We start from the raw sequence: 26,888 nt of genomic DNA, 5'->3' as shown, positions 1-26,888 counted from the left end.
TCACACGGGGTGAAAATTGCAGGTCATGCGGCTCCGGCCGGTGAAGAGATGAAAACCGGTTCGCGATCGTCCGATGCGGGCCGCTGGAATGGAGACGCTCCAATGTCGCAGCGCAAGGATTTGACCATCGATGAAGCCATCCGGGATCCGATGATCCGGCTGGTGATGAAAGCGGACCGCGTCAACCCGCGCGCCTTCGAAGCGATGCTGAGGACCGTTGCCGATGAGCAGGGCCTCAGCGGCGCGGCGCCGTCTTCGTATTTTTTGCAGGACCCGGGTTCGGTGCGCAGCAGGCGGCTGTCCCGGTCTGCCCATTCTTTTAAAGAGGCCGGTTCTTCTAAAGAGGTTTGCGTGTCGTGGTAAACTTTTTCATCCATCGTCCGATCTTCGCCTCGGCCATCGCCATCATCATGGTGCTCGCCGGGACGATTTGTTATTTCCTTTTGCCGGTTTCGCAGTTTCCCGACATCACGCCGCCGCAGGTCGTGGTCAGCGCCCATTATCCGGGCGCCAGCGCGCAAGTGGTCGCCGATACGGTGACGACGCCGCTGGAGCAGCAGATCAACGGCGTCGAAGGCATGACCTACATGTCGTCGTCGAGCTCCAATGACGGCTCCTCGACCATCACCATCACCTTCGATGTCGGCTATTCCTTGAGTACCGCGGCCGTCGACGTCCAGAACCGCGTCTCGCAAGCGGCCTCCTCGCTGCCGGCGATCGTCAACCAGGGCGGCGTGACGATCAAGAAGCAGAACCCAAATTTCGTCCTCATCGTCAACCTGACCTCGCCCGACAGTTCGGTCGATCCGGTGGCGCTGAGCAACCTCGCCTATCTGCAGGTCGTCGATCCGCTGAAGCGGCTGCCTGGCGTCGGCGACGTCCAGATATTCGGCGAGCGCCGCTACTCGATGCGCGTCTGGCTCGACCCGGACAAGCTCGCCAATCTTGGCATCACCGCCGTCGACGTCCAGAATGCCATCTCGGAACAGAACGTCCAGGTGGCCGCCGGCAAGATCGGCCAGTCGCCGGCGCCCGCCGGCACCGCCTTCGAGATGCAGGTCAACGCCGTCGGCCGCCTGAGCGACCCCAAGGAGTTCGGCGACATCGTCGTGCGCGCCAACACCGGCACCGGCTCGCTGGTGCGGCTCCGCGACGTCGCCCGCATCGAACTCGGCGCGCTGCAATATTCGTCGTCGGCCTTCTTCGGCAAGGACCCGACGGTGGTGCTCGCCGTCTACCAGATGCCGGGTTCCAACGCGCTCGATCTGCAGCAGCACGTCAAGGACAAGATGCAGGAACTGTCGGCCCGTTTTCCCAAGGGCGTCAGCTACGCCATGCACTACGACACCACGCGCTTCGTGTCGGCATCGATGCATGACGTGCTGATCACGCTTGGCGAAGCGCTGGTGCTGGTCGTGGCCGTGGTGTTCATCTTCCTGCAGAGCTGGCGCACGACGATCATCCCGACCATCGCCATTCCGGTGTCGCTGGTGGCGACGATGGTGGTCATGGAAATGATGGGCTTCTCGCTCAACATGCTCTCCCTGCTCGGCATGGTGCTGGCCATCGGCCTCGTCGTCGACGACGCCATCGTGGTGGTCGAAAATGTCGAGCGACAATTGGAGGCGGGCCTCAAACCGCTGGCGGCGACCAAGGCCGCGATGGCCGAGGTCACCGGACCGATCATCGCCACCACCGCAGTGCTGATGGCCGTCTTCGTGCCCGTTGCCTTCATTCCCGGCGTCTCCGGCAAGCTCTACAATCAGTTCGCGCTGACGGTGGCGATTTCGGTCGGCATATCCGCCTTCAACTCGCTGACGCTCAGCCCGGCGCTGAGCGCCGCCTTCCTGCGCCATCGCGGCGAGACGCAGTTCGCCCCGTTCCGCTGGTTCAACACGGGCTTCGACAGACTGTCGCATGCCTATGCGCACGGCGTGCGTATCCTCATCCGGCTGCGCTGGATCATGCTCGGCCTGTTCGCGGCCGGCCTGGTGGCCACCTACTTCGTCTGGCAGAAGTTGCCCTCGACCTTCCTTCCGGTCGAGGACCAGGGTTACTTCTTCGTCGTCATCCAGCTGCCTGACGGCGCCTCGCTGGAACGCACCGATGCGGTGGCGCAGAAGGCGCGCGACATCCTCCAAGCTACGCCCGGAGTCGAGATTGTCGGTTCGATCAGCGGCCTGAACTTCCTGACCAGTGCGGCGCAGTCGAACTCGGCTGTCGAGTTCGCCATCCTGAAGCCGTGGGAAGAGCGCGGCCCCGACCAGAGCGCGTCGAAGCTCGTCGCCGACGTGCGCGGCAAGCTGATGCAGATTCCGGAAGCCTTCGCGCTGTCCTTCGATCCGCCTTCGATCCCGGGTATCGGCACCACGGGCGGCTTCGAATTCGTCGTCGAGGATCTCACCGGGCGCGGCAGTTCAGCCCTCAACGACGCGACGCAAGCCGTGATCGCCGAGGCGCGCAAGCAGCCGGAAATCAACCCGCAGCAGCTGTTCTCGCCGTTCTCGACCTCGACGCCGCAGTTCAACTACGACCTCGACCGCAGCAAGGCCAAACTGCTCGGCCTCAACCTGCCCGACGTCTTCAACACGCTGCAGATCTATCTCGGCTCGCTCTACGTCAACGACTTCAACCTGTTCGGCCGCACCTTCCGGGTGACCATCCAGGCCGACAAGGATGCACGTGCCGACGCAGGCGACCTTTCGCGGCTCTATGTGCGCAACGCCTCCGGCGGCATGGTGCCGCTGAGCACACTGGGCAAACTGGTGCCGTTCGTCGGCCCGGAAACCGTGCCGCACTACAACAACAACGCCTCGGCCACGATCAATGGCGGCGCAGCCCCCGGCTTCTCGTCGGGCCAGGCGGTTGCCGCGATGGAACGGGCCGCCGCCACCGCTTTGCCCAGGGATTTCGGTTTCGAATGGACCGGCATCACCTTCCAGGAGCTCAAGGCAGGATCGATCGCGTCGGTCGTCTTCGGCCTCGCCATCGTCTTCGTCTTCCTGATCCTGGCGATGCAGTATGAGAGCTGGGCGATGCCGTTCATGGTGCTGCTGGCGGTGCCACTGGCCCTGTTCGGCGCCTTCGCAGCCCTGTTCCTGCGCGGCATGCAGATCGACGTCTACTCGCAGATCGGCTTCGTCATGCTGATCGGCCTCGCCGCCAAGAACGCGATCCTGATCGTCGAGTTTGCAAGGCGGCGGCGCGAGGAGGGACTGAGCATTGTCGACGCGGCGATGGAAGCTGCGCGGCTGAGGCTGCGGCCGATCCTGATGACGGCCTTCGCCTTCATCCTCGGCGTGCTGCCGCTGATGTTTGCGACGGGTGCGGGTGCGGCAAGCCGGCAGTCGATCGGCACCACCGTGTTTGGCGGCATGGTCGCGGCGACCATCCTGTCGCTGGTGTTCGTGCCAGTCTTCTACGCGGTCATCGAACAGCTGCGCGAAGGCCGCGTGCGCAGCGAACCGAACGCTGCTCATGACCAGGACAATAATGAACCGACTGCCGAACCAGCGCCGATGCGCCTGGCCGAAGCAGCCGAATAGAATTGGAGACCAAAATGCGTAAATGGAAAATAGCTTTGGGAACGGCCGTCGCCCTGGGAGCGGTCTCGGTGGCAAGCGTCCACTTCCTCGACATGGGCAATCTCAGCCTCAATGCCGGCACGGCGGCAGCGACGGCAGCACCTGCGGCATTCGTCATGCCGGTGCCGGTGACGAGCGTGGTCAAGAAGACGATCCCGATCTACCTTGACTACGCCGCCCGCATCGAGGCGATCCGCAGCGTCACCTTGCAGGCCCGCGTGCCCGGCTATCTGCAGGAGCAGACGGCTAAGGACGGCGCGGATGTGCGCCAGGGTGATCTGCTCTACAAGATCTCGCCTGACGACTTCAAGGCGGCTCTCGACCAGGCCAAGGCCGAAGTGCAGCGCGACCAGGCGAGCCTCGACTATGCGCGCTCCAATCTCGGCCGCGGCTCCGAACTCGCCAAGAGCGGCTATCTGGCCAAGGATGGGTTCGACCAGCGTACGAGCACCTTGCGCCAGGCCGAAGCGTCGCTTGCCGTCAACCAGGCGGCGGTGCGCACGGCCGAGCTCAATTTGAGCTACGCCGAAATCCACGCTCCGTTTGCCGGCCGCGTCGGCCGCAACCAGGCTTCGGTCGGCACGCTGGTCAGCGTCGCCGGCACGGTGCTGAACACGCTGGTGCAGCTCGACCCGATCTACGTCACCTTCAATCCGAGCGAGACGGACCTGGCCGAAATCGAACGGGCCCGGGCCGCCGGCCCGATCGAGGTCGAGGTGCTGCTGCCCGGCGAGACCGAAGCCAGCCAGAAGGGCGAACTCACCTTCATCGACAACACGGTCGACCACTCGACTGGCACGATTACGGCTCGCGCCACCATCGGCAATGCGAAGTTCTCGCTGCTGCCGGGCCAGTATGTCCGCGTGCGGCTGCACATCAAGCAGCTGCCCGACGCGCTGATGGTGCCGCAGGTGGCGCTGGGTTCGAGCCAGCTCGGCAAATATGTCTATGTCGTCGGCAAGGGCAACACGGTCGACCAGCGCATCGTCTCGCTTGGCGCGACCAGCGGCGACCTTGTGGCGGTCCTCAGCGGCGTTGCCGAAGGCGACCAGGTGATAACGGGCAATCTGCAGAAGATCGGACCAGGAATGCCGATCTCGCCGTTGCCCCAGGAGAAACCGGCCAGCTGATAACCCCTATCAGCCCCGGTCCTGCGGCGCCTTCGGCTTCCACGCCGAGGGCGCCGTTTTTTTATGGAGCGCCGCACGCCGTTTTTGGAGTAACCGCAAGGCACAAGAATCCGGAACAGACATATTGTAGGATTGTCGACAATCTGCTTGTCTGTTTCCGGCTCTCACTGGAGTGACGGAATGGCCAAGCTGGACTTCAATCCGATCGCGGATACGACACGCCGAGCCGAGATCGTTGCGCTGTTGCGGCGGGCGATCCTGACCGGCCAGCTGGAACCCGGCCAAAAGCTGAGCGAGCTGAGGATCGCTGAGCAGATGCGGGTCAGCCGCGCGCCTTTGCGCGAAGCTATGCGCGAGCTGGTGCAGGAAGGCATCCTGACCAGCATTCCCTATGCCGGCACCTTCGTCATCGATGTCACCGCCAAGGACATTGACGACGCCTACTCGCTGAACAAGGTGCTCGATGAATTCGCCATCGAGCGGACATGGAAGCTGCGCGACCAGCGCTTCTTCGATGAACTCGACCGCCGCCACGAAGCGGTGAAGCAGGCAACGCGCGCGCGCGACACCACCCGCCAGATCGAGACCGCACTGCAATTGCACGGGCTGATCTATGAATGGGCCGACAATTCGGTGCTGCTGGAAACCTGGCAGCGGCTGACCAGCCGGCTGCAGATGTACTTTGCCCTGCACCAGCAGGCCCGCAACGAGCCGGTGCCGGCCGAAGATCTCCACGAAACCTATGTGCGGCTCTTGAAGGGCGCCGACATGCGCGCTGCCCAGCGCCATGCGCGCGAGCATATCGACCTCGATTTCGAAGAGCTGCTTGCCTATGCGCGTGGCCTCGAGCAGCGGAACATCGAAGGGCTGACCCTCCTCAACACCTAGAGACAACGGACAGACAAGTGCAGATCAAATCCATCAAGGCCTATCGCGTCGTGCAGCCCTTCGTGGACGGGCCTTACCGCATGTCCAAGGGGCGTGTGGCCGACTGTTTCGACGCGGTGATCGTCGCCATCACCTCCGACAGCGGCGTGACCGGCTGGGGCGAGATGGCGCCGCTCGGCAATTTCTATTCGGCCGCGTTTCCGGCGGGAACGCGCGCGGGCGTGGTCGAGATCGCGCCGCACCTGATCGGCCAGGACCCGCGTGCTCTCGCCGGCATCGGCCGGCTGATGGATACGGTGTTCAAGGGCCATCCCTACATCAAGTCGGCGCTCGACATGGCCTGCTGGGATCTGGCCGCCCGCGCCGCCGACGTGCCGCTTGTGACCATGCTTGGCGGCCGCGAGAGCGACATGGCGGAGACCTACCGCGTCGTCACCCACGGCACGCTCGACCAGATGGCGGCACTGGCCAAAAGGATCATCGCGGAAGGCTGCCGCCGGCTGCAGGTCAAGGTCGGCGGCAATGTGCATGAAGACATCGAGCGGGTGAGCGCAGTCGCTTCGGCCGTGCCGAAAGGCACGGTGATTTTCTGCGACGCCAATGCCGGCTGGACACCCTACCAGGCGCGGCAGTTCGCCGACGCCACGCGCGGCATCGACTACACGTTCGAGCAGCCCTGCACGTCGATTGAGGAGAACATGTCGGTGCGCCGCATGCTCGACAAGCCGATGGTGCTGGACGAGAGCGTCATCTCGCTCGAGGCGATGCTGGAAATCCACCGCCTGGGCGCCGCCGACGGGCTGACGCTGAAGATCTCGCGGCTTGGCGGCGTAACCAGGACAAGGCAAATCCGCGACGTCGCCGTCGATCTCGGTTTCATGATCACCGTCGAGGATACGGGCGGCGCCGAGATCGACACGGCGGCGATGGCACATCTGTCGCTGTCGACGCCGGAAGAACGCCGGCTGCACGCCATCGCCTTCCATGAGTGGGTGACGGTGCGCACGGCCTCCAACGCGCCACCGGTCACCGGCAGCCACATGGGCATTCCCGACGGGCCCGGCCTCGGCGTCGATGTCGTGCCCGACCTGCTCGGCAATCCTTTCCTAGAGATCGGCTGAGATCAAGCCCAGCATGAAGCTGTCACCCGACGAATCCTCCGTGGGAGGTTTGGCCCTGCAGCCATTCTCCGATTTGCGGGTTGAAATATTTTTCAAATGGAAATAGGAATGTTCAAAATGATGATTTGACGCTGCGGCGCGTCATGACTGGAGGAAGCGATATGGCCCATCCGCAATTTGCAGCGGAACTTCTGCAGCGCGCTGAAGCCCAAGGGCCTATCACCATCGGACTCGCCGGCGCCGGGCAGATGGGCACCGACATCGTCGTCCAGGTGGCGCTGATGCCGGGCATGCGGATCGGTGCCATTTCCGAGGTGCGGCCGCAAGCGGCGATCGATGCCGCACTGCTCGCCGGCCATGACCGCTCCGGCATCGTCCAGGCTGCGAACGCCTCTGCCATCGACCGCGCCATCGAGGCCGGCAAGATCGCTGTCACCGAAGATCTGCATGCGCTGGCCGCGGCCGGCCGCATTGATGTCATCATCGACGCGACAGGCAATCCCAACATCGGCACGCTGTTTGCGCTCGAAGTGATGAAGAACGGCAAGCACATCGTTATGCTCAATGTCGAGGCGGACATTACGATCGGCCGCTTCCTCAAGGAGGAAGCGCGCAAGGCCGGCGTGGTCTACACCGGTGCGGCCGGCGACGAACCCGCCTGCACGCTGGAGATCATCGGCTTCGCCAAGAGCCTCGGCTTCAACATCATCGCCGCCGGCAAGGGCAAAAACAACCCGCTCAAGATCGACGCCATGCCCGCCGACTACGAGAAGGAAGCGGCCGAGCGCAACATGAATGCGCGCATGCTGGTCGAGTTCGTCGACGGTTCCAAGACGGCGATCGAGATGGTGGCTATCGCCAACGCCACCGGGCTGGTGCCCGACGTGCCGGGCATGCACGGCCCGACGGCGACGCTGGAGGAACTGGCCAGCGTGCTTTGCCCGCGCGAGGATGGCGGCGTGCTGCATCGCAAGGGCGTGGTCGACTATTCCATCGGCAAGGGCGTGGCGCCCGGCGTGTTCTGCATCATCGAAACGAGGCATCCGCGCGTGCTGGAGCGCATGGTCGACCTCAAGGTCGGCAAGGGCCCCTATTTCACGATCTACCGTCCCTATCACCTGACAAGCCTTGAAGTGCCACTGTCGGCGGCGCGCGCCGTGGTCTACAAACGCGCCGACATGGAGCCGCTCGACCACCCGGTGGCCGAAGCGGTGGCGGTGGCCAAGAGCGATCTCGGCGCGGGCCAATCGCTCGGCATGATCGGCGAGAACGACTATCGCGGCTTCGCCATGACCTGGGAGGACGCCCGCGCCAAGGGCGCGCTGCCGCTCGGGATTGCCGAACGCGCCAAGGTGGTCAAGCCGGTCAAGACCGGCGACTTCCTCACCTATGAAAATTGTGTACCCGACGATTCGATGGTGATAACGCAGATCCGCCGCCGTCTCGACCAGTCGGACGGACAGTTTGTGACCAACGCCGCCTGAACCTTCGGGATCTCCCTGTGATGGACGATGTCGTTATCGGGATCGATGCCTCGACGACGGCGGTGAAGGCAATCGCCTTCACCCGCGACGGCGCGGAGCTGTTCCAGGCGCGCGAGGCCTATCCGCTGGCCAATCCGAAGCCCGGCCATTTCGAGCAGGATGCCGAACATTGGTGGGCAGCCCTCATCAGTGCGCTGAAGCAGGTCGCCGACAAGGTCGGCGCCGCGCGCGTGGCGGCAATTGCCATAGCCCATCAGCGCGAGACCTTCACCCTGATCGATCAGGCCGGCACGCCGCTCATCCCGGCGATCCTGTGGCTTGACGAGCGCGCCCGGCCTCAAGTCGCCAAGCTGTCGGCCGAGCTTGGCCGCGAGACGATCCGCGACTGGAGCGGCAAGCCGCCGGATCCGACGCCGGCGCTCTATGCCATCGCCTGGCTGGCGGAACACCAGCCGCAGGTGCTGGCCAACGCCGCCGCCCTGGTCGATGTTCATGGCTTCTTCGTTCACCGGCTGACCGCACGGCTGGTAACCAGCACGGCAAGTGCCGACCCGCTCGGCTTGCTCGATGTCGCGACAGGCGAATGGCACGCTGAGCTTGTGGCGGCTGCAGGGCTGCAGCCACGGCAGTTGCCGGCGCTGATCGGCCCAGGCGAAATCTGCGGCGGCCTTGCCGAAAGCATTGCCCAGCTGACTGGCCTCAAAGCGGGCACGCCAATTGTCGCCGGCGCCGGCGATGGCCAGGCCATGGGTCTCGGCATGGGCGTCTATGGTGCCCGCAAGAGCTATCTCTCGCTCGGCTCCGGCGTCGTCAGCGGCTGCTATTCCGGCACGGTCACCACTTCGGATGCGTTTCGCACGCTGGTCTCGCCGACCGGCTCCGGCTTCATGCTGGAAACCGTGCTGCGCTCGGGCATGCAACTGGTCGACTGGATCGTGCGCACCACCGGCGCGTCTTCCGCGGCAGAACTGGAGAAGGGTGCGGTCGATGTTGCGGCCGGCGGCGACGGTCTTTTGGTCATGCCCTATTGGGCCGGCGTCATGAGCCCCTATTGGGATGGCGCGGCGCGCGGCGCCGTTGTTGGCCTGTCGCTCGACCATGAGCCCAGGCATCTCTTCCGCGCCACGCTGGAAGGCATCGCTTTGGAGCAGGCCATCGCCAGCGAGGCGATGGAGGCCGAAAGCGGCGGCAAGTCGGGAGAGATGATTTCCGCCGGCGGCGGCACCAATTCGGCGCTGCTGATGAAGATCATGGCCAGCGTGCTGGAGCGGCCGCTGTTCGTGTCGCCGGTCAACGAGGCGGCGGCCCTTGGCGCGGCCATGCTGGCTGCTTCGGCGATCGGCTGGTTCGCCTCGGCGGAAGACGCCGCCAAGGCAATGGCGGCGGCGCCGGCCAGGCGTGTCGATCCGGATATGACGCTGGTGCCGGCTTACCGGGCGCGCAAGGCGATCTACCGCGACCTCTATCACGCGACACGCGACATCCACGCGCGGCTCGGTGCGATCTGAGTTCAAGCGCAGCTTGCCTGCGTGAGGCTCCCATGCCCAACCTGCCCAGCTTGCCGATTTTGCGTCCTGCCCGGCCAATGCTAGACTCATCGGGCTCATGAAAGCAGTATTTCACCTTGCCGCCCTGCCCTGGATTGTCGCGCTTGCGGCAGCTCCAATGACGGCGCGTGCGCAGGACGAGCCGCCCTTTGAGGTCACGCTCGACATGGACAATGACGGCCGGATGGATCGGGCCGCGATCGCGGCGGATTCCGACACCGGGCTGGCGGATCTCTCGATCTATCTGGCTGCCGGCGAAGGAAAGCTCGATCCTTCGCGCAAGCCTGATTTTGTCAAAAAGGCGCTGACGCAGGACCGTATTCTCGGGTTCGAAAGCAAGGGCAAGGGATCGCTTGTCGTCACCTCGTGCTTCGGCTGCGGCGCCAACAAATCATGGGATGCGACGCTGACCATCGTCTGGCGCGGCGGTAAATTCCTTGTCGCCGGCTACAGTCGCGACTGGGACTGGAATGTGCAGAAAGCCGACGGCTCGGTCGAGACGACGCTGGGCGGCTGCGACATCAATTTTCTCACCGGCAAAGGCACCGCTTCAAAGGACCTGGACGACGGCAAACCGGTCGCGGGAAAATTCGTGCCGATCGCACTGGCCGACTGGTCGGACGACAGTCGTCCGGAGCCCTGCGAATTCTGACCGAGGCCGACAGCGCTCAACGGTTGAGTAGGCCTTTGGCCGCATCCTCATCGGTAATGAGCACCGAAATCCTGGTGTTGGCGAGCGCCGCACGCATGACGGCGACCTTCTCCTGACCGCCTGACACCAGGATGATGCTCGGAATATCGGACAGATCCTGCAGCGGATAGGCGCAGACGCGGCGGTTGACCTCATGGTCGACAGGGTGGCCCTCGGCGTCGATGAAATGGCACAAGAGGTCGCCGACCGCGCCGGCCGCCTGCAATTCCTCGAGTTCGCTCGGTTTGATGAAGCCGTAATTGGCGATCGGGCTGTCCTTGGAAAACGAGCCGACGCTGAGCACGGCGATGTTGGCGCGGCGCGCGCGGAAGACGACATCCTGAACGCTGCGCTGGCTCATGAAGGCATCGCGCTGTTCCGGCTTGTCGGCATAGACCGGCACCGGCAGCAGGAAACATTCAGCGCCGATCTTTTCGGCGAACTCCCAGGCGCTTTCGGTCGGGTTGAGCGGCTGCGCGTGGGTAAGGCCGCCGAGCATCGAGACGACCGTCGTCCTGGCAATCGGCCGCCTCGGCAATTCGTTGATGGCGAATTTCAGCGTCCGGCCCCAGCCCAGCGCAATGACGTCGCCGGCATTGACGTTGTCGGCGAGATAGGCGGCAGCCGCGTGGCCGATCATCAGCGGCGCGTTGCTGCGGTCGGCGGCCGACGGCACCACGACCGCCTGGCTTAGCCCAAAGCGCTGCTTCAGGCTCTCCTCGAGCTGCACGCATTCGACGACACTGTCGCGAATGCGGAACTGCACGATGCCCTCCTCTCGCGCAGCGGAGAGAATGCGGTGCACCTTGATGCGGCCGACGCCGAGGATCTCGGAAATGCGCTCTTGCGTCAGACCTTCGACATAGTAATGCCAGGCGGCCCGGGCCTTGAGCTCGGCATCGGGGAAGCGCGAGGCCTTCTCGTTTTCGACGGTCGCCATCTTTTGCCCTCCCGCGGCAGATTTCGGAAATCTTTCCGCAAGCGCCGCCCCCTGGCCTTCCCTAGGACAAACCGCCCTGTGGCGCAAACCACCGCCGAATGGCGCAACGGCTCTTGACAATTTTCTAATGAACAGTTTAGCTGAACAAAATTGCATATCAAAGATAAATTGTTCACAGGGAGGTGCCTGGTGAACAAGAGCGGACGGCAGGCCATCGTCGTTTCGCTGACGGAGGAGACGAAGTGGCCGTGAGTAATGATGCAAGCGAGTCGAAGGCTGGCGAGTTGAAAGCCGCGCCCGGCACTCAAGGTGCGACGGCCGCGAAGCTTTCGGCGCTGTTTGCCGGAACCATGGGGCCGCTGATCGGGCTGCTGCTGCTTTGCCTGGCGCTGACGCTGACCACCGACACGTTCCTCACCGTGCGCAACATCCTCAACGTACTTGACCAGATCACGGTGCTCGGCATCATGGCAATCGGGATGACGCTGGTGATCCTGATCGGCGGCATCGATCTCTCGGTCGGCTCGGTGCTGGCGCTGGCCGCCATGGTGATGGGCTTTGTCTCCCACCCCGACTATCTCAATCTCGGCCTTGCGGCCGGCGTCGTCGCAGCACTGGTCGTCGCCGGCCTTTGCGGACTGGTGTCCGGCCTGCTGGTGACCGTCACCCGGCTGCCGCCGTTCATCGCGACGCTGGCGATGATGTCGGTGGCGCGCGGTCTTGCCAATATGATCACCGACGGTTCGCAGATTGTCGGCTTTCCCGACTGGTTCACCAGCCTGTCGATCATCCGCCATTTCGGCTTCCTGTCGGTCACAGTCGGGGTGATGATGGTGCTGGCGATCGTCTTCGCCATCTTCCTCAACTACCGCGCCACCGGCCGCAGCCTTTACGCCATCGGCGGCAGCGCCGAGGTGGCGCGGCTCTCCGGCATTCCGGTGAAGTCACTGACCAACTGGGTCTACGCCATCTGCGCCGTACTTGCGGGTCTTGCCGGCATCGTGCTCGCCGCGCGGCTGGATTCGGTGCAGCCGAGTTCCGGCCTCGGCTATGAGCTCGACACCATCGCGGCGGTGGTGATCGGCGGCGCCAGCCTGTCGGGCGGCATCGGCTCGATCGGCGGCACCGCGGTCGGCGTACTCATCATCGGCGTGCTGCGCAACGGGCTCAATCTGCTCGGCGTCTCGCCCTTCATCCAGCAGGTGGTGATCGGCGTGGTGATCGCGCTGGCGGTCGCCAGCGATACCTGGCGGCGCAGGGCGCGATAGAGAACGGGGCACAATTGAGAATTCGCCCGGAGCGTCCGGGCGATAGACGGATCGGTCGATCCGAAACTGGGATGTTCCAAGGGGCGCGATGCGCTGGCGGGACAGTTTGACTATCAACGGAGGAAAAACATGCTGACCAAACGTTCACTGCTGCTCGCCGCTGCCGCCATCATTCCTATGCTCGGGCTGACCGACATGGCCTCGGCCAAGGAGGCCAAGAAACTCGGCCTCGCCGTGGCCAATTTGCAGGCCGACTTCTTCAACCAGATCAAGCAGTCGGTCGAAGCCTACGGCAAGGAGAAGGGCATCGAGATCGTCACCGTCGACGCCAAGGGCGATTCAGCGACCCAGGTCAGCCAGGTGCAGGATCTGATCACGCAGAACATCGACGCGCTGATCTACATTCCGGCCGGCGCCACAGCCGCCACCGTGCCGACCAAGACCGCCAAGGCTGCCGGCATCCCGGTCGTCAATGTCGACCGCAACGCCGACGGCGCGCCCGGCGACACCTTCATCGCCACCAACAGTGTCGCCTCGGCGCAGGCGGTGTGCGACTACATCGCCAAGCAGGCCGGCGGCAAAGGCGAACTGATCATCATCCACGGCCAGAAGGGCACCACGCCGGAAGTGGATCGCTCGAAGGGCTGCGGCGAAGCGCTCAAGGCCTATCCCGATATCAAGGTGGTCGGCGAATTGTGGAGCGAAGGCTGGCACCAGGACGAAGGCTTCAAGCTGACGCAGGACCTTTTGCAGTCGCATCCCGATGTCTCCATCGTCATCGGCCAGGCCGATGCGCTGGCGCTGGGTGCGGCACAGGCGGTCAAGGTCGCCAATCCCGGCCACAAGGTCTGGGTTGCCGGCTTCGATGGCGACGTGGCCGCGCTCAAGGCGCTGAAGGACGGCGTGTTCGACGTCACCGCGACGCAGCAGACGCAAGGCATGGGCCGGCTCGCCGTCGATGCGGCGATCAAGCTGGTGGCGGGCGAGAGCGTTCCGGCCGAACAGCTGCAGGATGCGACGCTGACCACCAAGGACAATGTCGAGCAGTTCATCGCCAAGCATCCGTAACGACCGGCACCGCTTAAGAGAGCGCCACGATGTCTCCTGATCCTCGCCACAGCGAAAGCCCGCACAACGGGCTCTTCGTCAACGGCCTTTGCAAGAGCTACGGACCGGTCCAGGTCCTGGCCGATGCAAGCTTTGAGGTGCGGCCGGGCGAGGTTGTGGCGCTGCTCGGCGAAAACGGCGCCGGCAAGTCGACGGTGTCCAATATCATCGCCGGCTCGACCCGGCCCGACGCGGGCACCATCATCTGGCGGGGGAAACCTTATTCCCCCGCCTCGCCTGCCGCGGCAATCGATGCCGGTGTGGGCATGATCCATCAGGAACTGAAGCTGCTGCCGGATCTGTCGGTGGCGGAAAACGTCTATGTCGGGCGCCTGCCGATGCGCGGCGGCCGCATCGACCGCGCAGCAATGAACGCCAATGCCTCGGCGCAGTTGAAGCGGCTTGGCCTCGGCGTCTCGCCCGAGCGCAAGGTGGGCACGCTGCGCATCGCCGCCCAGCAGCAGGTCGAGATCGCCAAGGCGCTGACGCTGAATGCCGAATTGCTGATCTTCGACGAACCGACCGCAGCGCTTGGCGGCGAGGAAACGGAGCTTTTGTTCCAGCAGATCCGCAAGCTCAAGGCGGAAGGCATGTCCTTCATCTATATCAGCCATCGTCTCGACGAGATCGCGCAGATTGCCGACCGCGTGGTGGTGATGCGCGACGGACGCATCGTCGCCCGCCACGAGCGCGCCGATATTCCCGTGCGCACAGTGGTGGAGCAGATGGTCGGCCGCTCGGTCGAGCGGATGTTCCCGCATCTGTCGCCACCGCGCGAGGAGACGCTGCTCGAGGTCGACAACCTGTCCTCGCCGGAGAAGAGCTTCAACAACGTTTCCTTCTCGGTCAAAGCAGGCGAGATCCTCGGCATTGCCGGGTTGATCGGCGCCGGCCGCACCGAACTGGTGCGGGCGATCGCCGGCGCCGATCCGATCTCGTCGGGCTCGGTGCGCGTTGCCGGCAAACCGGTGCATCTCAGCGGGCCAGCGGCAGCCATCAAGGCCGGCGTCGTGCTGGTGCCGGAAGACCGAAAGGCGCAAGGCGTCGTTCTCGACCAGACCATCGGCGAGAATTTGGCGTTCGGCAATTTCGACCATGTCGCGCCGAAAGGCTGGGTGTTTCCGAAAGCGGTGCAGAAATTCGCCGAAGCCGGCATCGCAAGGCTCGGGGTCAAGGGCAAACCTGGCCAGGCGGTCAGCAAGCTTTCCGGCGGCAACCAGCAGAAGGTGATCATCGCCAAATGGGTGTCGCGACCGCCGAAGGTGTTCATCCTCGATGAGCCGACGCGCGGCATCGATGTCGGTGCGCGTGCGGCGATCTACGACGTGATCGCCGACCTCGCCCGCTCCGGCATGGCGGTGGTGGTGGTCAGCTCCGACCTCGAGGAGGTGCTGGGCCTGTCACACCGGGTGCTGGTGCTGAGCCGCGGCCGCCAGCGCGGCATTCTCGACCGCAGCGAGGCGAGCAATGTCGCGGTGATGGAACTCGCCACGAGCTGAGGACAGGAGTCGGAACAAAGCGCAGCAGGTGGTATCCTCCCAAGGACCGGACCGCGCGGGGCGCCAGCAAAGACTGGCGCCCCTTCACTTCAGGAGGGGGAACAACATGAAACTATTCGATCTCAGCGGCGACGTAGCGCTGGTAACAGGCGCCGGCAGCGGCATTGGCCAGGCCATTGCCATCGGACTCGCCGAAGCCGGCGCCGACATAGCCTGTTTCGGCCATGCCTCGAAAGGCGGGCTGGATGAGACCGCGCACAGGATCGCCGCGCTTGGCCGCAAGGCGGTGGTGCTGACCGGGACGGTGACGTCGGAGGCCGACCTGGCGACCGCAGTCGAGCGCACGGAAAAGGAGCTCGGCGCGCTGACCATCGCCGTCAACAATGCCGGCATTGCAGGAGCCGAGGCCGCCGAGACGCTGTCGCTGGAGAAGTGGCAGAAAATCTACGACGTCAATGTCAGCGGCGTGTTCCTGTCCTGCCAGGCCGAAGCGCGCGCCATGCTGACGCGGCGCAAGGGCTCGATCATCAACATCGCCTCGATGTCGGGCTCGATCGTCAATCGCGGCCTGACCCAGGCGCATTACAATTCGTCGAAGGCGGCGGTCATCCACATGTCGAAAAGCCTCGCAATGGAATGGGCCGATCGCGGCCTGCGCGTCAATGTGGTGAGCCCAGGCTACACGCTGACGCCGATGAACAAGCGGCCGGAGGTCGCCGAACAGATCAAGATCTTCGAACGCGACACGCCCATGGGGCGCATGGCGACGCCGGAAGAGATGGTCGGCCCGACCGTGTTCCTGGCCAGCCGCGCCGCGAGTTACGTCACCGGCATCGACCTGATCGTCGATGGCGGTTTTGTCTGCTGGTAAGGAGAAAAGATGCAGAAGCGTTTTGAAGGCAAGACTGCGGTCATCACGGGCGCGAGCGGTGGCATCGGCGCGGCGATGGCGAAGCGCTTCGCCGAGGAAGGTGCCGCGGTCGTGGTCAGCGCCATCGATACCCGCGTCGAGGACGTCGCCGCCGGCCTGAAAGCGGCAGGCGCCAAGGTCGCGTCGATGCGCATGGACGTTACCAGGAAGGATGAGGTCACCGCGCTTTACGACCTCGCCGAGAAGGAATTCGGCCGCGTCGACATTTCGGTGCAGAATGCCGGCGTCATCACCATCGCCCGGATCGAGGCGATGACCGAAGCCGAGTGGGACAAGGTGATGGCGGTCAACACAAAGGGCGTGTTCCTGTGCTGTCAGGAAGCGATCGCCCGCATCCGCAAGCATGGCGATGGCGGCCGGCTGATCAACACGGCATCGGGCCAGGCGCGGCAGGGTTTCATCTACACACCGCACTACGCGGCGTCGAAGTTCGGCGTCGTCGGCATCACCCAGAGCCTGGCCAAGGAAGTGGCCAAGGAAAAGATCACCGTCAACGCCATCTGCCCCGGCATCATCGACACCGACATGTGGGCCTATAATGACGCAGCGTGGGGCAAGCTGATGGGTGACTACAAGCCCGGCGAGCTGATGGCCGAATGGGTGAAGAACATCCCGATGGGACGCGCCGGCAGCGGCGAGGACGTGTCCGGCCTGGTCAGCTTTCTCGCCAGCGACGACGCCACCTACATCACCGGCCAAACCATCAATGTCGATGGCGGCCTGATCATGTCGTGAACGTCAGCTCTGGCGGTTGGCAATCGCCAGTCTGAAATTCCGCAGTGCACAGGGCATCAGCCGTTGCGCCGCATGAACGTTGGTATATATAATTTCATCCCATGAAACGGCCTGGCGGGGATGGGGCTTGCCGGCCGAGACCATGGGACCTTGATGGCTCGCACGTCTGAGAGCGCCGCTGGAGCGGCGATCGATCCGTTGACGATTGCTCACGCAGCAATCCATCCGATGCCATGACGCGGGCCCGCCCGGCATCACATAAACACCAAGTCGAGCAACCATTTCGCCTGCGCAAGTTGCGGCCGCGGCACTGGCTTGGTGCGAACGAGCTTGCGTAACGACCCGCCTTTCCAACACAATCAAGAAAAGACGCAAGAAGGGAACGATCAAGAAATTTCCACATGGTTTGACAGGAGAACAAGCATGTCATTTCGCAGTGTGATTTCGAACCTATCAATGGGAGCCTTGGCGCTTGCCGCCGCAAGTGCGCTTACATCACCGGTCCACGCAGCAGCACCTGAATCCAACGACCCGATCAAGATCGCGCTGTTCGACTGGACCAGCGTCAACCTCAACGCCAAGATCCTTGGCGGTATCCTCGAAAAGCTCGGCTATACCGTCGAATATCCGACAGCCGACTACCTCTCCAGCCTGACCACCGGCCTCACCAATGGCGACCTCGATGTCGGCCTCGAGTTCTGGGACACGACGGCCGGCGAAGCGATGAAGGCTTCAGACGCCACCGGCCAGACCGAGCGGCTCGGCAAGCTCGGGCCGAAGGCCAAGGAGGAATGGTGGTTTCCCGAATATATGAAGGAGAAATGCCCCGGCCTGCCCAATTGGGAAGCGCTGAAGGACCCGAAATGCGCCGAGGCGTTCTCGACAGCGGAGACGGCGCCGAAGGGCCGCTATCTCGGCGGCCCGGTAACCTGGGAAGGCTTTGACGACGAGCGCGTCGAGGCGCTGAAGCTGCCCTTCACCGTCATCCATGCCGGCACCGACGCGGCGATGTTCGCCGAGTTGGACTCGGCCTATCAGCGCAAGGCGCCGATCATGCTGTGGATCTATTCGCCGCATTGGGCGCCGGCCAAGTACAAGGGCGAGTGGGTCGAATTCCCGGAGTATACGCCCGAGTGCTACACCGACCCGAAATGGGGCACCAACCCGGATGCCAAATATGATTGCGGCAAACCGCATGGCGAAATCTGGAAATACTCCTGGTCCGGCATGAAGGACACATGGCCGGTCGCCTACAAGGTGGCCAAGGCGTACACGATCGACACCGATGAGCTCAACAAGATGAGCGGCGAGATCGACCTCGGCGGCAAGACGCCCGAAGATGTCGCCGCCGCCTGGATCGCCGCCCACGAAGCAGACTGGAAAGCCTGGGCGCAGTGATCGCCTGACTGGAAGCCAGACCCGGCCCTAGCGGCCGGGTCTTATCTCCATTTTCCAGAAGGACCATTGGATGACGGAAGCGACTGAACCGCAGGCAACTGGCACGCCGGAGGATGTGCGGCCGATAAAGCTTGCCTGCCGTAATGTCTGGAAACTGTTCGGATCGAACGCGGCCAGCTTCATCCGCGAGCGTGACGGCAAGGCCAGCATGGCCGACATCGCCGCGGCCGGACTGGTCGGCGCGGTGCGCGCCGTCGATCTCGAAATCCGCCAGGGCGAGATCTTCATCATCATGGGGCTGTCCGGCTCCGGCAAGTCGACGCTGGTGCGCTGCATGTCGCGGCTGGTCGAGCCGACCCACGGCAAGGTCGAATTCGAAGGCAACGATCTGCTCAAGATTTCCGATTCGGCGCTGATCGAACTGCGGCGCCATCGCATGGGCATGGTGTTCCAGAATTTCGCGCTGCTGCCGCATCTGAACGTGCTGGAGAACATTGCCTTCCCGCTGAGTATCCAGGGCCAAGACCGGCCGACGCGCGAAGCGAGAGCGCGGGAGGTGATCGATCTCGTGGGCTTACGCGGCCGCGAGCATTTCTATCCGCGCGAACTCTCCGGCGGCCAGCAGCAGCGCGTCGGCATTGCCCGCAGCCTCGCGACCAAGCCGGAGATCTGGTTCCTCGACGAGCCGTTCTCGGCGCTTGACCCATTGATCCGCCGCGAGATGCAGGACGAGCTGATGCGGCTGCAGACCATGCTGCACAAGACCATCGTTTTCATCACCCATGATTTCGACGAGGCGATCAGGCTGGCCGACCGCATCGCCATCATGAAGGACGGCGAGGTCATCCAGATCGGCACACCGGAGCAACTGGTGGTCAATCCGGCGACCGACTATGTCGCCGAATTCACCCGGGATGTCGACCGCGCCAAGGTGATTTCGGCGCTCAGCCTGATGCGTGCCCTGGATGGCTCCGAGCATGGCGGCACGGTTTCGCCCGACGCCAGGATCGCCAGCTTCTCGGCCAGCATCGTCGCTTCGGGAAAACCGTTCGCGGTGGTCAACGGCAGCGGCAAGTCGATCGGCGAGGTGACGCCGCAAGCCGTGATCGGACTGCTGGCCGGCATCGACAAGCAAAGAGCCGGCGCATGACGGTGACTGCAAGCGCCAGCCAAACGAGGCCACCGGTTCAGCGCTGGCTGCTGATCTGGGCGCTGGCGCTGGCCGCCGTGCTGGTGGTATTCCTGCTGCAGGAGAGGCTGCCATGGGCGGTCGACTATCCGGCCGATGCGGTCGTTCCCGTCGCCGACTGGGTCAGTGCGCTGATGCGCTGGATCAAGTCGAACTTGTCCTGGCTGACCCGCTCGATCACCGCGGTGCTCGGCGTTCCCCTCGATTTCGCGCTCGACCTGCTGGCCAAGAATTTCAAGATTGGTCACGGTGCCGATGCCTATGTCCTGCCGCGCCTGTCCTGGATCGGCGTCTGCGTAGCCGCCTTCATCGCCGGGCACGCCGTGGGCGGTAGAAAACTCGGCATGCTGGTCGGCGGCTGCTTCCTCTACACCGCGCTGTTCGGCCAGTGGACCAGCGCCATGCTGACACTGGCACTGATTTCCATCGCGGTGCCGTTCTGCATCGTCACCGGCCTGTTCGCCGGCATCTGGGCGTGGCGCAAGCCATGGGCCGAGCGGCTGATCATCTCCCCTGCCCTCGATTTGATGCAGACCATCCCGACCTTCGCCTATCTCATCCCGATGCTGCTCCTGTTCGGCAACAGCCCGGTCTCGGCGATGATCGCCACCGCCATCTTCGCCACGCCGCCCATGGTGCGGGCAACGATGCTGGGTCTGTCGCGGGTGCCCTCCGAGATCGACGATTTCTCAGAGATGGCCGGCTGCACGGCGCGGCAGAAATTGTGGCGCGTGCAGCTGCCGTCGGCGCGGCCGACACTGATGATCGGCGTCAACCAGGTGATCATGCTGGCGCTGAACATGGTGATCATCGCCTCGATGATCGGCGCCGGCGGCCTCGGCTATGATGTGCTGCTGGCGCTGCGTGCGCTGAAGGTCGGCGAAGCGATGGAAGCCGGGCTCGCCATTGTGGCGCTCGCAATCGCGCTCGACCGGCTGAGCCAGGCGATCGCGCATAAGCAGGCAAAAGGCCACGTTCAACGGCAGGCGAACCAGAGCGTTTGGCGGCGCTATCCCAATCTGTCGCTGGCCATCGCCATCCTGGTCGTGACGACGCTGCTCGGCCTGTTCGTACCGGCCTTCGCAGCGGTGCCGAAGGAGATCACCTTCACCACCGCGCCACTGTGGAAGGCGGCGGTGAGCTGGGTGACGATCAACTTCTTCGACGTGATCGAAGCGTTTCGCGTGGCGCTCATCCTCAATGTACTGAACCCGCTGCGCGCCTTCTGCGAAGGCTTTCCGTGGCTCGGCGCGGTGGCCCTGCTCGGCCTCGCCGGCTATCAGCTCAGTGGCCTGCGTTTGGCCGCCCTTGTCGCGGCGCTGACCGCCTTCTGCGCCGTCACCGGCCTTTGGGAAAAGACTATGGCCACAGTCTATCTCTGCGGCATCTCGGCCTTCATCGCCTGCCTGATCGGCATTCCGATCGGTCTCGCGGCCGCCCGCAGCGACCGCTTCGAAAAGATCGTCACGCCCATCATCGACACGCTGCAGGTGCTGCCGTCCTTCTGCTTCATCATTCCCGTGGTGATGCTGTTCCGGGTCGGCGACGTCACCGCCATGATCGCAACGGTCGCGTTCGCCGTGGTGCCAGCGATCCGCTACACCAATCACGGCATCCGGCAAGTGCCGCCGGCGCTGATCGAGGCGGCGAAGGTTTCCGGCTGCACGCCGCGCCAGACCTTCTTTCGCGTGCAATTGCCGCTGGCGCTTCCCGAAATCATGCTGGGCGTCAACCAGACGATCCTGATGGCGCTGGCGATGATCATCATCTGCGCCATGGTCGGCACACGCGACCTCGGCCAGGAAGTCTTCATCGCGCTGTCCAAGGCCGATTCCGGACGCGGCATTGTCGCGGGTCTCGCCATCGCTTTCATCGGCATCGTCGCAGACCGGCTGTTCAATGCCTGGACGGCGAAGGCGCGGGCAAGACTAGGATAATTGTTGAATGTCCAATCCCGGCGAACCGCCTTTTGCCGTACTCGTCTTCGACATGGCCAAGACCGGCGAGCCGGACGGGGAGCACGTAGTTTCGGGGTTTGAGACGCTGGAGGCGGCGACGTCCTACGCCATTGCGCGGGTTCGCGCCTCGGTGGAGGAGTTGCGCAAGCCCGGCATCGCCACTGCTGAGCTTCGCCAGCTCTGGCACCTCTATGGCGAAGACTGTTCGGTGCTGAACGCCGGAGGGCGCGGCAGCGATCTACTCGACGATTTCATTGCGACGCCGTCGATGCCGGCCGAATGCAACTGGCAAGTTCTCGCGCCAAGGCTGCGCCGCTTCCGCGCCTCGCTGCTGATCTCCAACGGCAACAACGAATCCGTCTGGGCGGGCGGCTTCTTTCGCTCGACCTACAGGCTGACGCGAGACGGCCTCCTCGAGCGCTTTGGCGACGACGCCATTGCCGCCTTCAAGGCCAAGGGGATCGAGCCGGCGGAGCCGACGAAGCTCATGGTCGCCAATTACTTCGAGCTTCCCGACCCGCCCTACCCGCCGCCAGGCGTGACGCTGCGATCCTGGAAGGTCGAGGTCGGTTTTGTCTGCCATGACGTGAAGTTCGGCGGCGACGCCGCCGGAATCTTCGCCTGGCCGCAAGAGCCCACCGACTGGGCGCTCAGAACCATGCAGTTCCTGCTGATGGCCGACATGATGGCCATGCGCGGCGATGGCCCCGACTGGGCCAACGACTGCGAGATACTAACCGCCAAGGTGACCGAGACGGAGGCGCCTCCCGACTATCCGCTGGATTGAAGTGATGATCATCACCTGCCCCGTGGCCGGCACACGCGATCTCGGCCAGGAAGTGTTGGTCGCACTGTCCAAAGTCGCGGCATTGTCGCGGGCTGGCAACAACCTGCCATCGACATCATCGCGGTCGGTCTTCGACCCCTGAGCCGCGAAAGCTCAAGCACGGCTCGGATAGACGGTTTCGCCTCTTCTGGAGTTCGCCTCTTCTGGAAATGGCAGGCCGCGCTCCAGCTCTTGACTTTGACGCATTTTCGCGCGGAAAGCTGCTTCATCCTCGACCAGCCTGAGCTTGCTGCCGAATGCCCGATCAGCGCAAACCGCCTTTTACTGTCGTCGTCTTCGACATGGCCAAAACCGGCGAGCATGTGGTTTCGGGGTTTGAGACGTTGGATGCGGCTACGTCCTACGCGATTGCTCGGGTTCGCGCCTCGGTGGAAGAGCTGCGCAAGCCTGGCATCGCAGCAGCCGAGCTCCGGCGGCACTGGCATATCCATGGTGAGGATTGCACGGTGCTGAACGCCAATGTGCGCGGCAGCGATCTGCTTAACGATTTCATCGCGACGCCGGGGACACCGGCCGAATGCGACTGGCGGGCGCTGGCGCCACGACTGCGCCGTTTCTACGCCGCTGTGAACGTCTTCAACAACGATGGCAAATCTATCCGGGTCAGCGGCTTTTTCCGCGCGACCTACCGGTTATGGCACGCTGGCCTGCTCGCACGATTTGGCGACGACGCCATCGCCTCCTTCAAAGCCAAAGGCATCACGCCGGCAGTGCCGACGAGAGTCTCGGTCGACCATCACTTCGAGCAGCCCGATCCGCCGCGCCCGCCGCTCAGCGATATCAGGCCGTTGCTGTCGTGGAAGGTCGAGATCGATTTCGGATGCACCGATGTGAGGTTCGGCGCCAAAACCGACGGCGTCTTCGCCTGGCCCGAGGAGCCGACCGGCCGGGCACTCAACGACATGACACATCTGCTGATGCTGACAGGCTGTCTATGTACGGCACCGGCCCGGAGGGTGCCTATTATAGCGAATTGGTGTGGGTCAAGGTGACGGAGACCGATGCGGCTCCCGACTACCCTCTGAATTGAAACTGGGCCGGTGCCGGCGCATTGTTTTGCATCACGCCGACCTATTCCGCCGCCACGCCCTTCACCTGGAGATAGCTTTCCATCGAGTCGTCCAGCGCCTGCAGCCAGGGCGTATGGTGCAATGGCGCCATGGTGCCGGTCATCAGCGAGCGGTAGGCGTGGTCGCGAAAGCTCATAATGTCTTCCGCCTTGTGGTGCTCCCATTCCATGAAGGTCTGGTTGACCGCCTCGACGTCGAAGCCGGGATAGTCGGTCTGGTCCATCAGTTCCTTGGTGTAGTCGCCCTGGAACCAGATCATCTGCTCGGCGTCTTCCAGCGTCTCTTCGCGTGCCCGCCACTTGGCGCCGTGCTCGGCCATCGCCTGTCCCGACGGCAGCTTGATGCGGCCCATGATGACGTCACGGGCGAACCAGGCCTGGGCGTCGAACATGTTGAAAGTGTAGAACTGGTCCTGCATGCCGATATAGGACAGTTTCGGGTTCTTCTCCCACACGACGCCCTCATAGAGCCCGTCCGGCCACATGCGGTTGGCGGTCTTCAGCTTCAGCTCTTCCGTGAGGAACGGGAAGGAATGCAGATAGCCGGTGCACAGGATGATGGCGTCGACATCTTTTGTGGTGCCGTCCTTGAAGTGCGCCGTCTTGCCGACGACCTTCTGCAGCAGCGGCACTTCCTTCCAGTTCTCCGGCCATTTGAACCCCATCGGCTTGGAGCGGTAGCTGGAGGTGATCGATCTGGCGCCGTATTTGTAGCATTGCGAGCCGATGTCCTCGGCAGAATAGGAGCGGCCGATGATCAGTATGTCCTTGCCCTTGAACTCCATGGCGTCGCGAAAATCATGGCTGTGCAGGATACGGCCGTTGAAGGTCGAAAAGCCTTCGAAATAGGGAACGTTGGGAACCGAGAAATGCCCGGAAGCGACGACGACATTGTCGAACTCTTCGGAGTAGGTGACGTCGTTGGTGCGGTCATGCGCGGTGACAGTGAATTTCCTGCTCTCGTCCGAGAAGGTGACCATGCGCACCGGGCTGTTGAAGCGCACCCATTTGCGCAGGCCTGATTTCTCGACGCGACCCTTGATGTAATCCCACAAAACGGCGCGCGGCGGGTAGGATCCGATCGGGCGGCCGAAATGCTCCTCGAACGTATAGTCGGCGAATTCCAGGCATTCCTTCGGTCCGTTCGACCAGAGGTAGCGGTACATCGAGCCGTGGACGGGGTCGCCATGCTCGTCGAGGCCGGTGCGCCAGGTGTAGTTCCACAGGCCGCCCCAGTCCGACTGCTTTTCGAAGCAGACGATTTCGGGGATCTCGGCGCCCTTGTCGGCAGCCGACTTGAAGGCCCTGAGCTGGGCCAGACCGGATGGCCCCGCTCCAATGACGGCAACGCGCGTTTTCATGGCAGGCCTCCCGGTGTCATTCGATTTTTGGAATTGCTCTTACGAAACAAATTTCACTCACAGGACAGTAATTGCCTCTTGGATGCTGTCAACAGGCCTTGTGGAGAAACCGCGTTTCGCCCCAGCGGATTTCCGGAAAAACGGATGACGGCGTAAATCCTGTTCGGACACCATTCGACTTAAGGGGCTTGCTGCGCGGTTGCGTTTCTGTATCGGCACCGAATATGTTCACCTGGAGTGAAATAATCATGGGGATTCGGAGGCGAGATGGCGAAGACAAGTTCCGATTCCAAGACTGCTTCGACAAGGGCAAAGCCACCGGCAAAGGCCTCCGTGGACGGAAAAACCATCCGCGCGCCGCTGACGCAGAATCCGCACGCCATTCGCGACACGCGCGAAAAAGTGCTGGAGGTGGCGATCGGGCGCGAGGTGCGCGCCTTCCGCAAGAAGCTCGGCATCACCGTCGCCGATCTCGCCGTCGCCACCGATATTTCGCTGGGCATGCTGTCGAAGATCGAGAACGGCATCACCTCGCCGTCGCTGACCACACTGCAGGCGCTGTCGAGGGCGCTCGGCGTTCCCGTCACCGCCTTCTTCCGCCGATTCGAGGAAGAGCGCAGCGCCGTCTTCGTCAAGGCCGGCGAAGGGCTAGATGTCGAACGCCGCGGCACCCGCGCCGGCCATCAATACAATCTGCTCGGCCATATCGGCTCCAACACCAGCGGCGTCGTCGTCGAGCCCTATCTGATTACGCTGACCGAGGATTCGGATGTGTTCCCGACCTTCCAGCATGAGGGCATGGAATTCCTCTATATGCTGGAGGGCGAGGTGGTGTACCGGCACGGCAGCAACCTCTATCCGATGAAGCCGGGCGACAGCCTGTTCTTCGACGCCGACGCGCCGCACGGGCCGGAGCAACTGACGAAACTTCCGATGCGGTATCTGTCGATTATTTGCTATCCGCAGAGCGCGGGGTAGTCGGACCGCCGCCGCCCGCTCACCCGGATTGCCCCGAGGGGAGAGGAGTCTGGCGTCAGCGCTGGCGATCTCTTCTCCGCTCGGGGAGAAGGTGGCCGCGCAGCGGCCGGATGAGGGGGCCTTTAGTCCGGCCCGAACCCCGGTGACGTCGCACTGCCATCATCCAGCTTCGACAGCCATTCCACCAATGTCGGCCGATACCGCGTCAGGCCCTTGTAGGTGGCCAGCTCTTCCGGCAAATCCCGGATCACCCGGTGCAGTCGCCTTGCCCATTTCGGCTGTGTCACCAGTTCGTCCATCTTGATCAGATAGCAGCGGATCGGGAAGACGATGCCGTTCGAGCGCGGCAGGCGCCAGAAGCTTTGCAGTTCGACGCGCAGATGCACCTTGTCGCCGACATTTTCGGGCGTCACCGTCGCGCGGTCCGGGCCCCATTTGTGGTAATTCTCCGGACTGGTGTCGAGGCGCGGGTTGATGGTCATCGTCCAGTTGAGACGCCGCGCCGGCTTGCCCTGCTGGATGTTGGTGAGGAACTTCAGCGCCCTGACGAAAATCCCCTTCTCATGCGCCAGCGGCACCGGCGCGTGCCATTCGAAGAAATTCATGCCGATGTCGAAATCGAGCGACCAGTCGGCCTGAGTGGTGACCATGCCGGCGTCCATCCAAAGATTGCCGTCGCGCTGATCGAGAATGCAGAAATCACCCTGGCTCTGGCGGGTGATGTACTCCATCGGCCCGTAAGGCAGTGTCGAGGTGTCGCCGAAGGTGAAGGTGTCGTCGATGCCGAGCGGCCGGTTGATCCAGCGCCAGCGGTCGCCGTCGCGGGTCAGGGTGAAATGCTCGGGATAGCCAAGTGCCTGTTGCTCCATCAAAAGTTCGAGCAGGTCCCAGCCGGCCAGCGTCATATGCGGCAGCGACTGGCAGCGCAGCGGATCGTCGGCCAGCACCAGTGCACGGTCCTGCATCTCGGCGACATAGTGCTCGTCGACGTCGATCAGGTTTTCCAGAACGCTGCCCTTGGGGCCAACCACATGCGGCTCGATGTTGACCGCATACATGTAGGCGTCTTCGTGGAACGGGAACGGAAACCGCCTGATGTGTTCCGGGCTGTTCCTGAAGGTGAAATCGTCCCGAAACGTTTCCTTGCGAAAGGTGATGCCCAA

23 protein-coding genes are annotated in these 26,888 nt (G+C 63.5%); 20 read left to right on the top strand and 3 right to left on the bottom strand.

All coding sequences use genetic code 11. The features are described 5' to 3' along the window. Window positions 1-102: 102 nt before the first annotated feature. The 8 genes from NKJ78_RS21600 to NKJ78_RS21565 all read left to right on the top strand — a co-directional run bounded on the left by NKJ78_RS21600 (window position 103) and on the right by NKJ78_RS21565 (window position 10,406). The gene (locus tag NKJ78_RS21600; RefSeq protein ID WP_023668519.1) at window positions 103-363 is read left to right on the top strand and encodes a hypothetical protein; all 261 of its coding nucleotides are present in this window, start codon (window positions 103-105) and stop codon (window positions 361-363) included. Further along, window positions 357-3,545, top strand: a complete 3,189-nt coding sequence (locus NKJ78_RS21595) for an efflux RND transporter permease subunit (RefSeq protein WP_023687080.1) — start codon at window positions 357-359, stop codon at window positions 3,543-3,545. The genes NKJ78_RS21600 and NKJ78_RS21595 overlap by 7 nt, the downstream gene beginning before the upstream one ends. A 14-nt stretch (window positions 3,546-3,559) precedes the next feature. Then, the gene (locus tag NKJ78_RS21590) at window positions 3,560-4,714 is read left to right on the top strand and encodes an efflux RND transporter periplasmic adaptor subunit (RefSeq protein WP_352460067.1); all 1,155 of its coding nucleotides are present in this window, start codon (window positions 3,560-3,562) and stop codon (window positions 4,712-4,714) included. A gap of 180 nt (window positions 4,715-4,894) precedes the next feature. Beyond that, window positions 4,895-5,602, top strand: coding sequence for a GntR family transcriptional regulator (locus tag NKJ78_RS21585; RefSeq protein WP_352460068.1), 708 nt, complete (start codon window positions 4,895-4,897; stop codon window positions 5,600-5,602). A 17-nt stretch (window positions 5,603-5,619) separates the two neighbouring features. Continuing rightward, on the top strand, window positions 5,620-6,723 hold the full coding sequence (locus tag NKJ78_RS21580; RefSeq protein ID WP_352460069.1) for a mandelate racemase/muconate lactonizing enzyme family protein: 1,104 nt from the start codon (window positions 5,620-5,622) through the stop codon (window positions 6,721-6,723). A 161-nt stretch (window positions 6,724-6,884) separates the two neighbouring features. After that, window positions 6,885-8,207: an NAD(P)H-dependent oxidoreductase gene (locus NKJ78_RS21575; protein WP_023709918.1), complete on the top strand. Its 1,323-nt coding sequence runs from the start codon at window positions 6,885-6,887 to the stop codon at window positions 8,205-8,207. Between the two features lie 20 nt (window positions 8,208-8,227). Beyond that, complete coding sequence (locus tag NKJ78_RS21570) at window positions 8,228-9,715, top strand: xylulokinase (RefSeq protein ID WP_352460070.1); 1,488 nt, start codon at window positions 8,228-8,230, stop codon at window positions 9,713-9,715. A 97-nt stretch (window positions 9,716-9,812) separates the two neighbouring features. Next, the gene (locus tag NKJ78_RS21565) at window positions 9,813-10,406 is read left to right on the top strand and encodes a hypothetical protein (RefSeq protein WP_156929750.1); all 594 of its coding nucleotides are present in this window, start codon (window positions 9,813-9,815) and stop codon (window positions 10,404-10,406) included. A gap of 16 nt (window positions 10,407-10,422) precedes the next feature. Here the strand turns inward: NKJ78_RS21565 and NKJ78_RS21560 are convergent, their stop codons facing one another. Beyond that, window positions 10,423-11,385 carry a sugar-binding transcriptional regulator gene (locus NKJ78_RS21560; RefSeq protein WP_023668527.1) on the bottom strand — a complete coding sequence of 321 codons (963 nt, stop codon included), beginning with the start codon at window positions 11,383-11,385 and terminating at the stop codon, window positions 10,423-10,425. A gap of 284 nt (window positions 11,386-11,669) precedes the next feature. On the opposite strand from NKJ78_RS21560, the gene NKJ78_RS21555 reads away from it, so the two are divergent. From NKJ78_RS21555 to NKJ78_RS21505, 11 genes are all read left to right on the top strand, one after another. Then, a complete protein-coding gene (locus NKJ78_RS21555) occupies window positions 11,670-12,653 on the top strand; it encodes an ABC transporter permease (RefSeq protein WP_050587411.1) in 984 nt (327 codons plus the stop codon). 129 nt (window positions 12,654-12,782) lie between these two features. After that, the gene (locus tag NKJ78_RS21550) at window positions 12,783-13,721 is read left to right on the top strand and encodes a sugar ABC transporter substrate-binding protein (RefSeq protein WP_023668529.1); all 939 of its coding nucleotides are present in this window, start codon (window positions 12,783-12,785) and stop codon (window positions 13,719-13,721) included. Window positions 13,722-13,750: 29 nt separating this feature from the next. Beyond that, window positions 13,751-15,259, top strand: a complete 1,509-nt coding sequence (locus NKJ78_RS21545; protein WP_352460072.1) for a sugar ABC transporter ATP-binding protein — start codon at window positions 13,751-13,753, stop codon at window positions 15,257-15,259. Window positions 15,260-15,365: 106 nt separating this feature from the next. After that, window positions 15,366-16,130, top strand: a complete 765-nt coding sequence (locus tag NKJ78_RS21540) for an SDR family oxidoreductase (protein ID WP_023684416.1) — start codon at window positions 15,366-15,368, stop codon at window positions 16,128-16,130. 9 nt (window positions 16,131-16,139) lie between these two features. After that, entirely contained in the window at window positions 16,140-16,925 is a 786-nt protein-coding gene (locus NKJ78_RS21535; RefSeq protein WP_023696617.1) for a glucose 1-dehydrogenase, read from the top strand. A 423-nt stretch (window positions 16,926-17,348) separates the two neighbouring features. Next, the gene (locus tag NKJ78_RS21530) at window positions 17,349-18,323 is read left to right on the top strand and encodes an ABC transporter substrate-binding protein (RefSeq protein ID WP_352562630.1); all 975 of its coding nucleotides are present in this window, start codon (window positions 17,349-17,351) and stop codon (window positions 18,321-18,323) included. Window positions 18,324-18,393: 70 nt separating this feature from the next. Then, window positions 18,394-19,473 (top strand): quaternary amine ABC transporter ATP-binding protein, encoded by a 1,080-nt coding sequence (locus NKJ78_RS21525; protein WP_352562629.1) that lies wholly within the window; start codon window positions 18,394-18,396, stop codon window positions 19,471-19,473. After that, window positions 19,470-21,449: an ABC transporter permease gene (locus NKJ78_RS21520; RefSeq protein WP_023735615.1), complete on the top strand. Its 1,980-nt coding sequence runs from the start codon at window positions 19,470-19,472 to the stop codon at window positions 21,447-21,449. The genes NKJ78_RS21525 and NKJ78_RS21520 overlap by 4 nt, the downstream gene beginning before the upstream one ends. Before the next feature lie 7 nt (window positions 21,450-21,456). Next, window positions 21,457-22,257, top strand: coding sequence for a hypothetical protein (locus NKJ78_RS21515; protein WP_023738438.1), 801 nt, complete (start codon window positions 21,457-21,459; stop codon window positions 22,255-22,257). 4 nt (window positions 22,258-22,261) lie between these two features. Then, window positions 22,262-22,399 carry a hypothetical protein gene (locus NKJ78_RS21510; protein WP_023726364.1) on the top strand — a complete coding sequence of 46 codons (138 nt, stop codon included), beginning with the start codon at window positions 22,262-22,264 and terminating at the stop codon, window positions 22,397-22,399. 154 nt (window positions 22,400-22,553) lie between these two features. Beyond that, window positions 22,554-23,309, top strand: coding sequence for a hypothetical protein (locus NKJ78_RS21505; protein ID WP_352562628.1), 756 nt, complete (start codon window positions 22,554-22,556; stop codon window positions 23,307-23,309). Between the two features lie 79 nt (window positions 23,310-23,388). Here the strand turns inward: NKJ78_RS21505 and NKJ78_RS21500 are convergent, their stop codons facing one another. Continuing rightward, window positions 23,389-24,747: a trimethylamine monooxygenase gene (locus tag NKJ78_RS21500; RefSeq protein WP_023709929.1), complete on the bottom strand. Its 1,359-nt coding sequence runs from the start codon at window positions 24,745-24,747 to the stop codon at window positions 23,389-23,391. A 267-nt stretch (window positions 24,748-25,014) separates the two neighbouring features. On the opposite strand from NKJ78_RS21500, the gene NKJ78_RS21495 reads away from it, so the two are divergent. Beyond that, on the top strand, window positions 25,015-25,725 hold the full coding sequence (locus tag NKJ78_RS21495; protein ID WP_023687066.1) for a helix-turn-helix domain-containing protein: 711 nt from the start codon (window positions 25,015-25,017) through the stop codon (window positions 25,723-25,725). A gap of 122 nt (window positions 25,726-25,847) precedes the next feature. On the opposite strand, the gene NKJ78_RS21490 is transcribed toward NKJ78_RS21495, so the two are convergent. After that, window positions 25,848-26,888, bottom strand: coding sequence for a heme-dependent oxidative N-demethylase family protein (locus NKJ78_RS21490; RefSeq protein WP_023687065.1), 1,041 nt, complete (start codon window positions 26,886-26,888; stop codon window positions 25,848-25,850).

The organism is Mesorhizobium sp. M0037 (assembly GCF_040323635.1).
In the GTDB taxonomy this organism is placed as follows: domain Bacteria; phylum Pseudomonadota; class Alphaproteobacteria; order Rhizobiales; family Rhizobiaceae; genus Mesorhizobium.
This window is presented reverse-complemented; position numbering and strand designations above follow the sequence as displayed.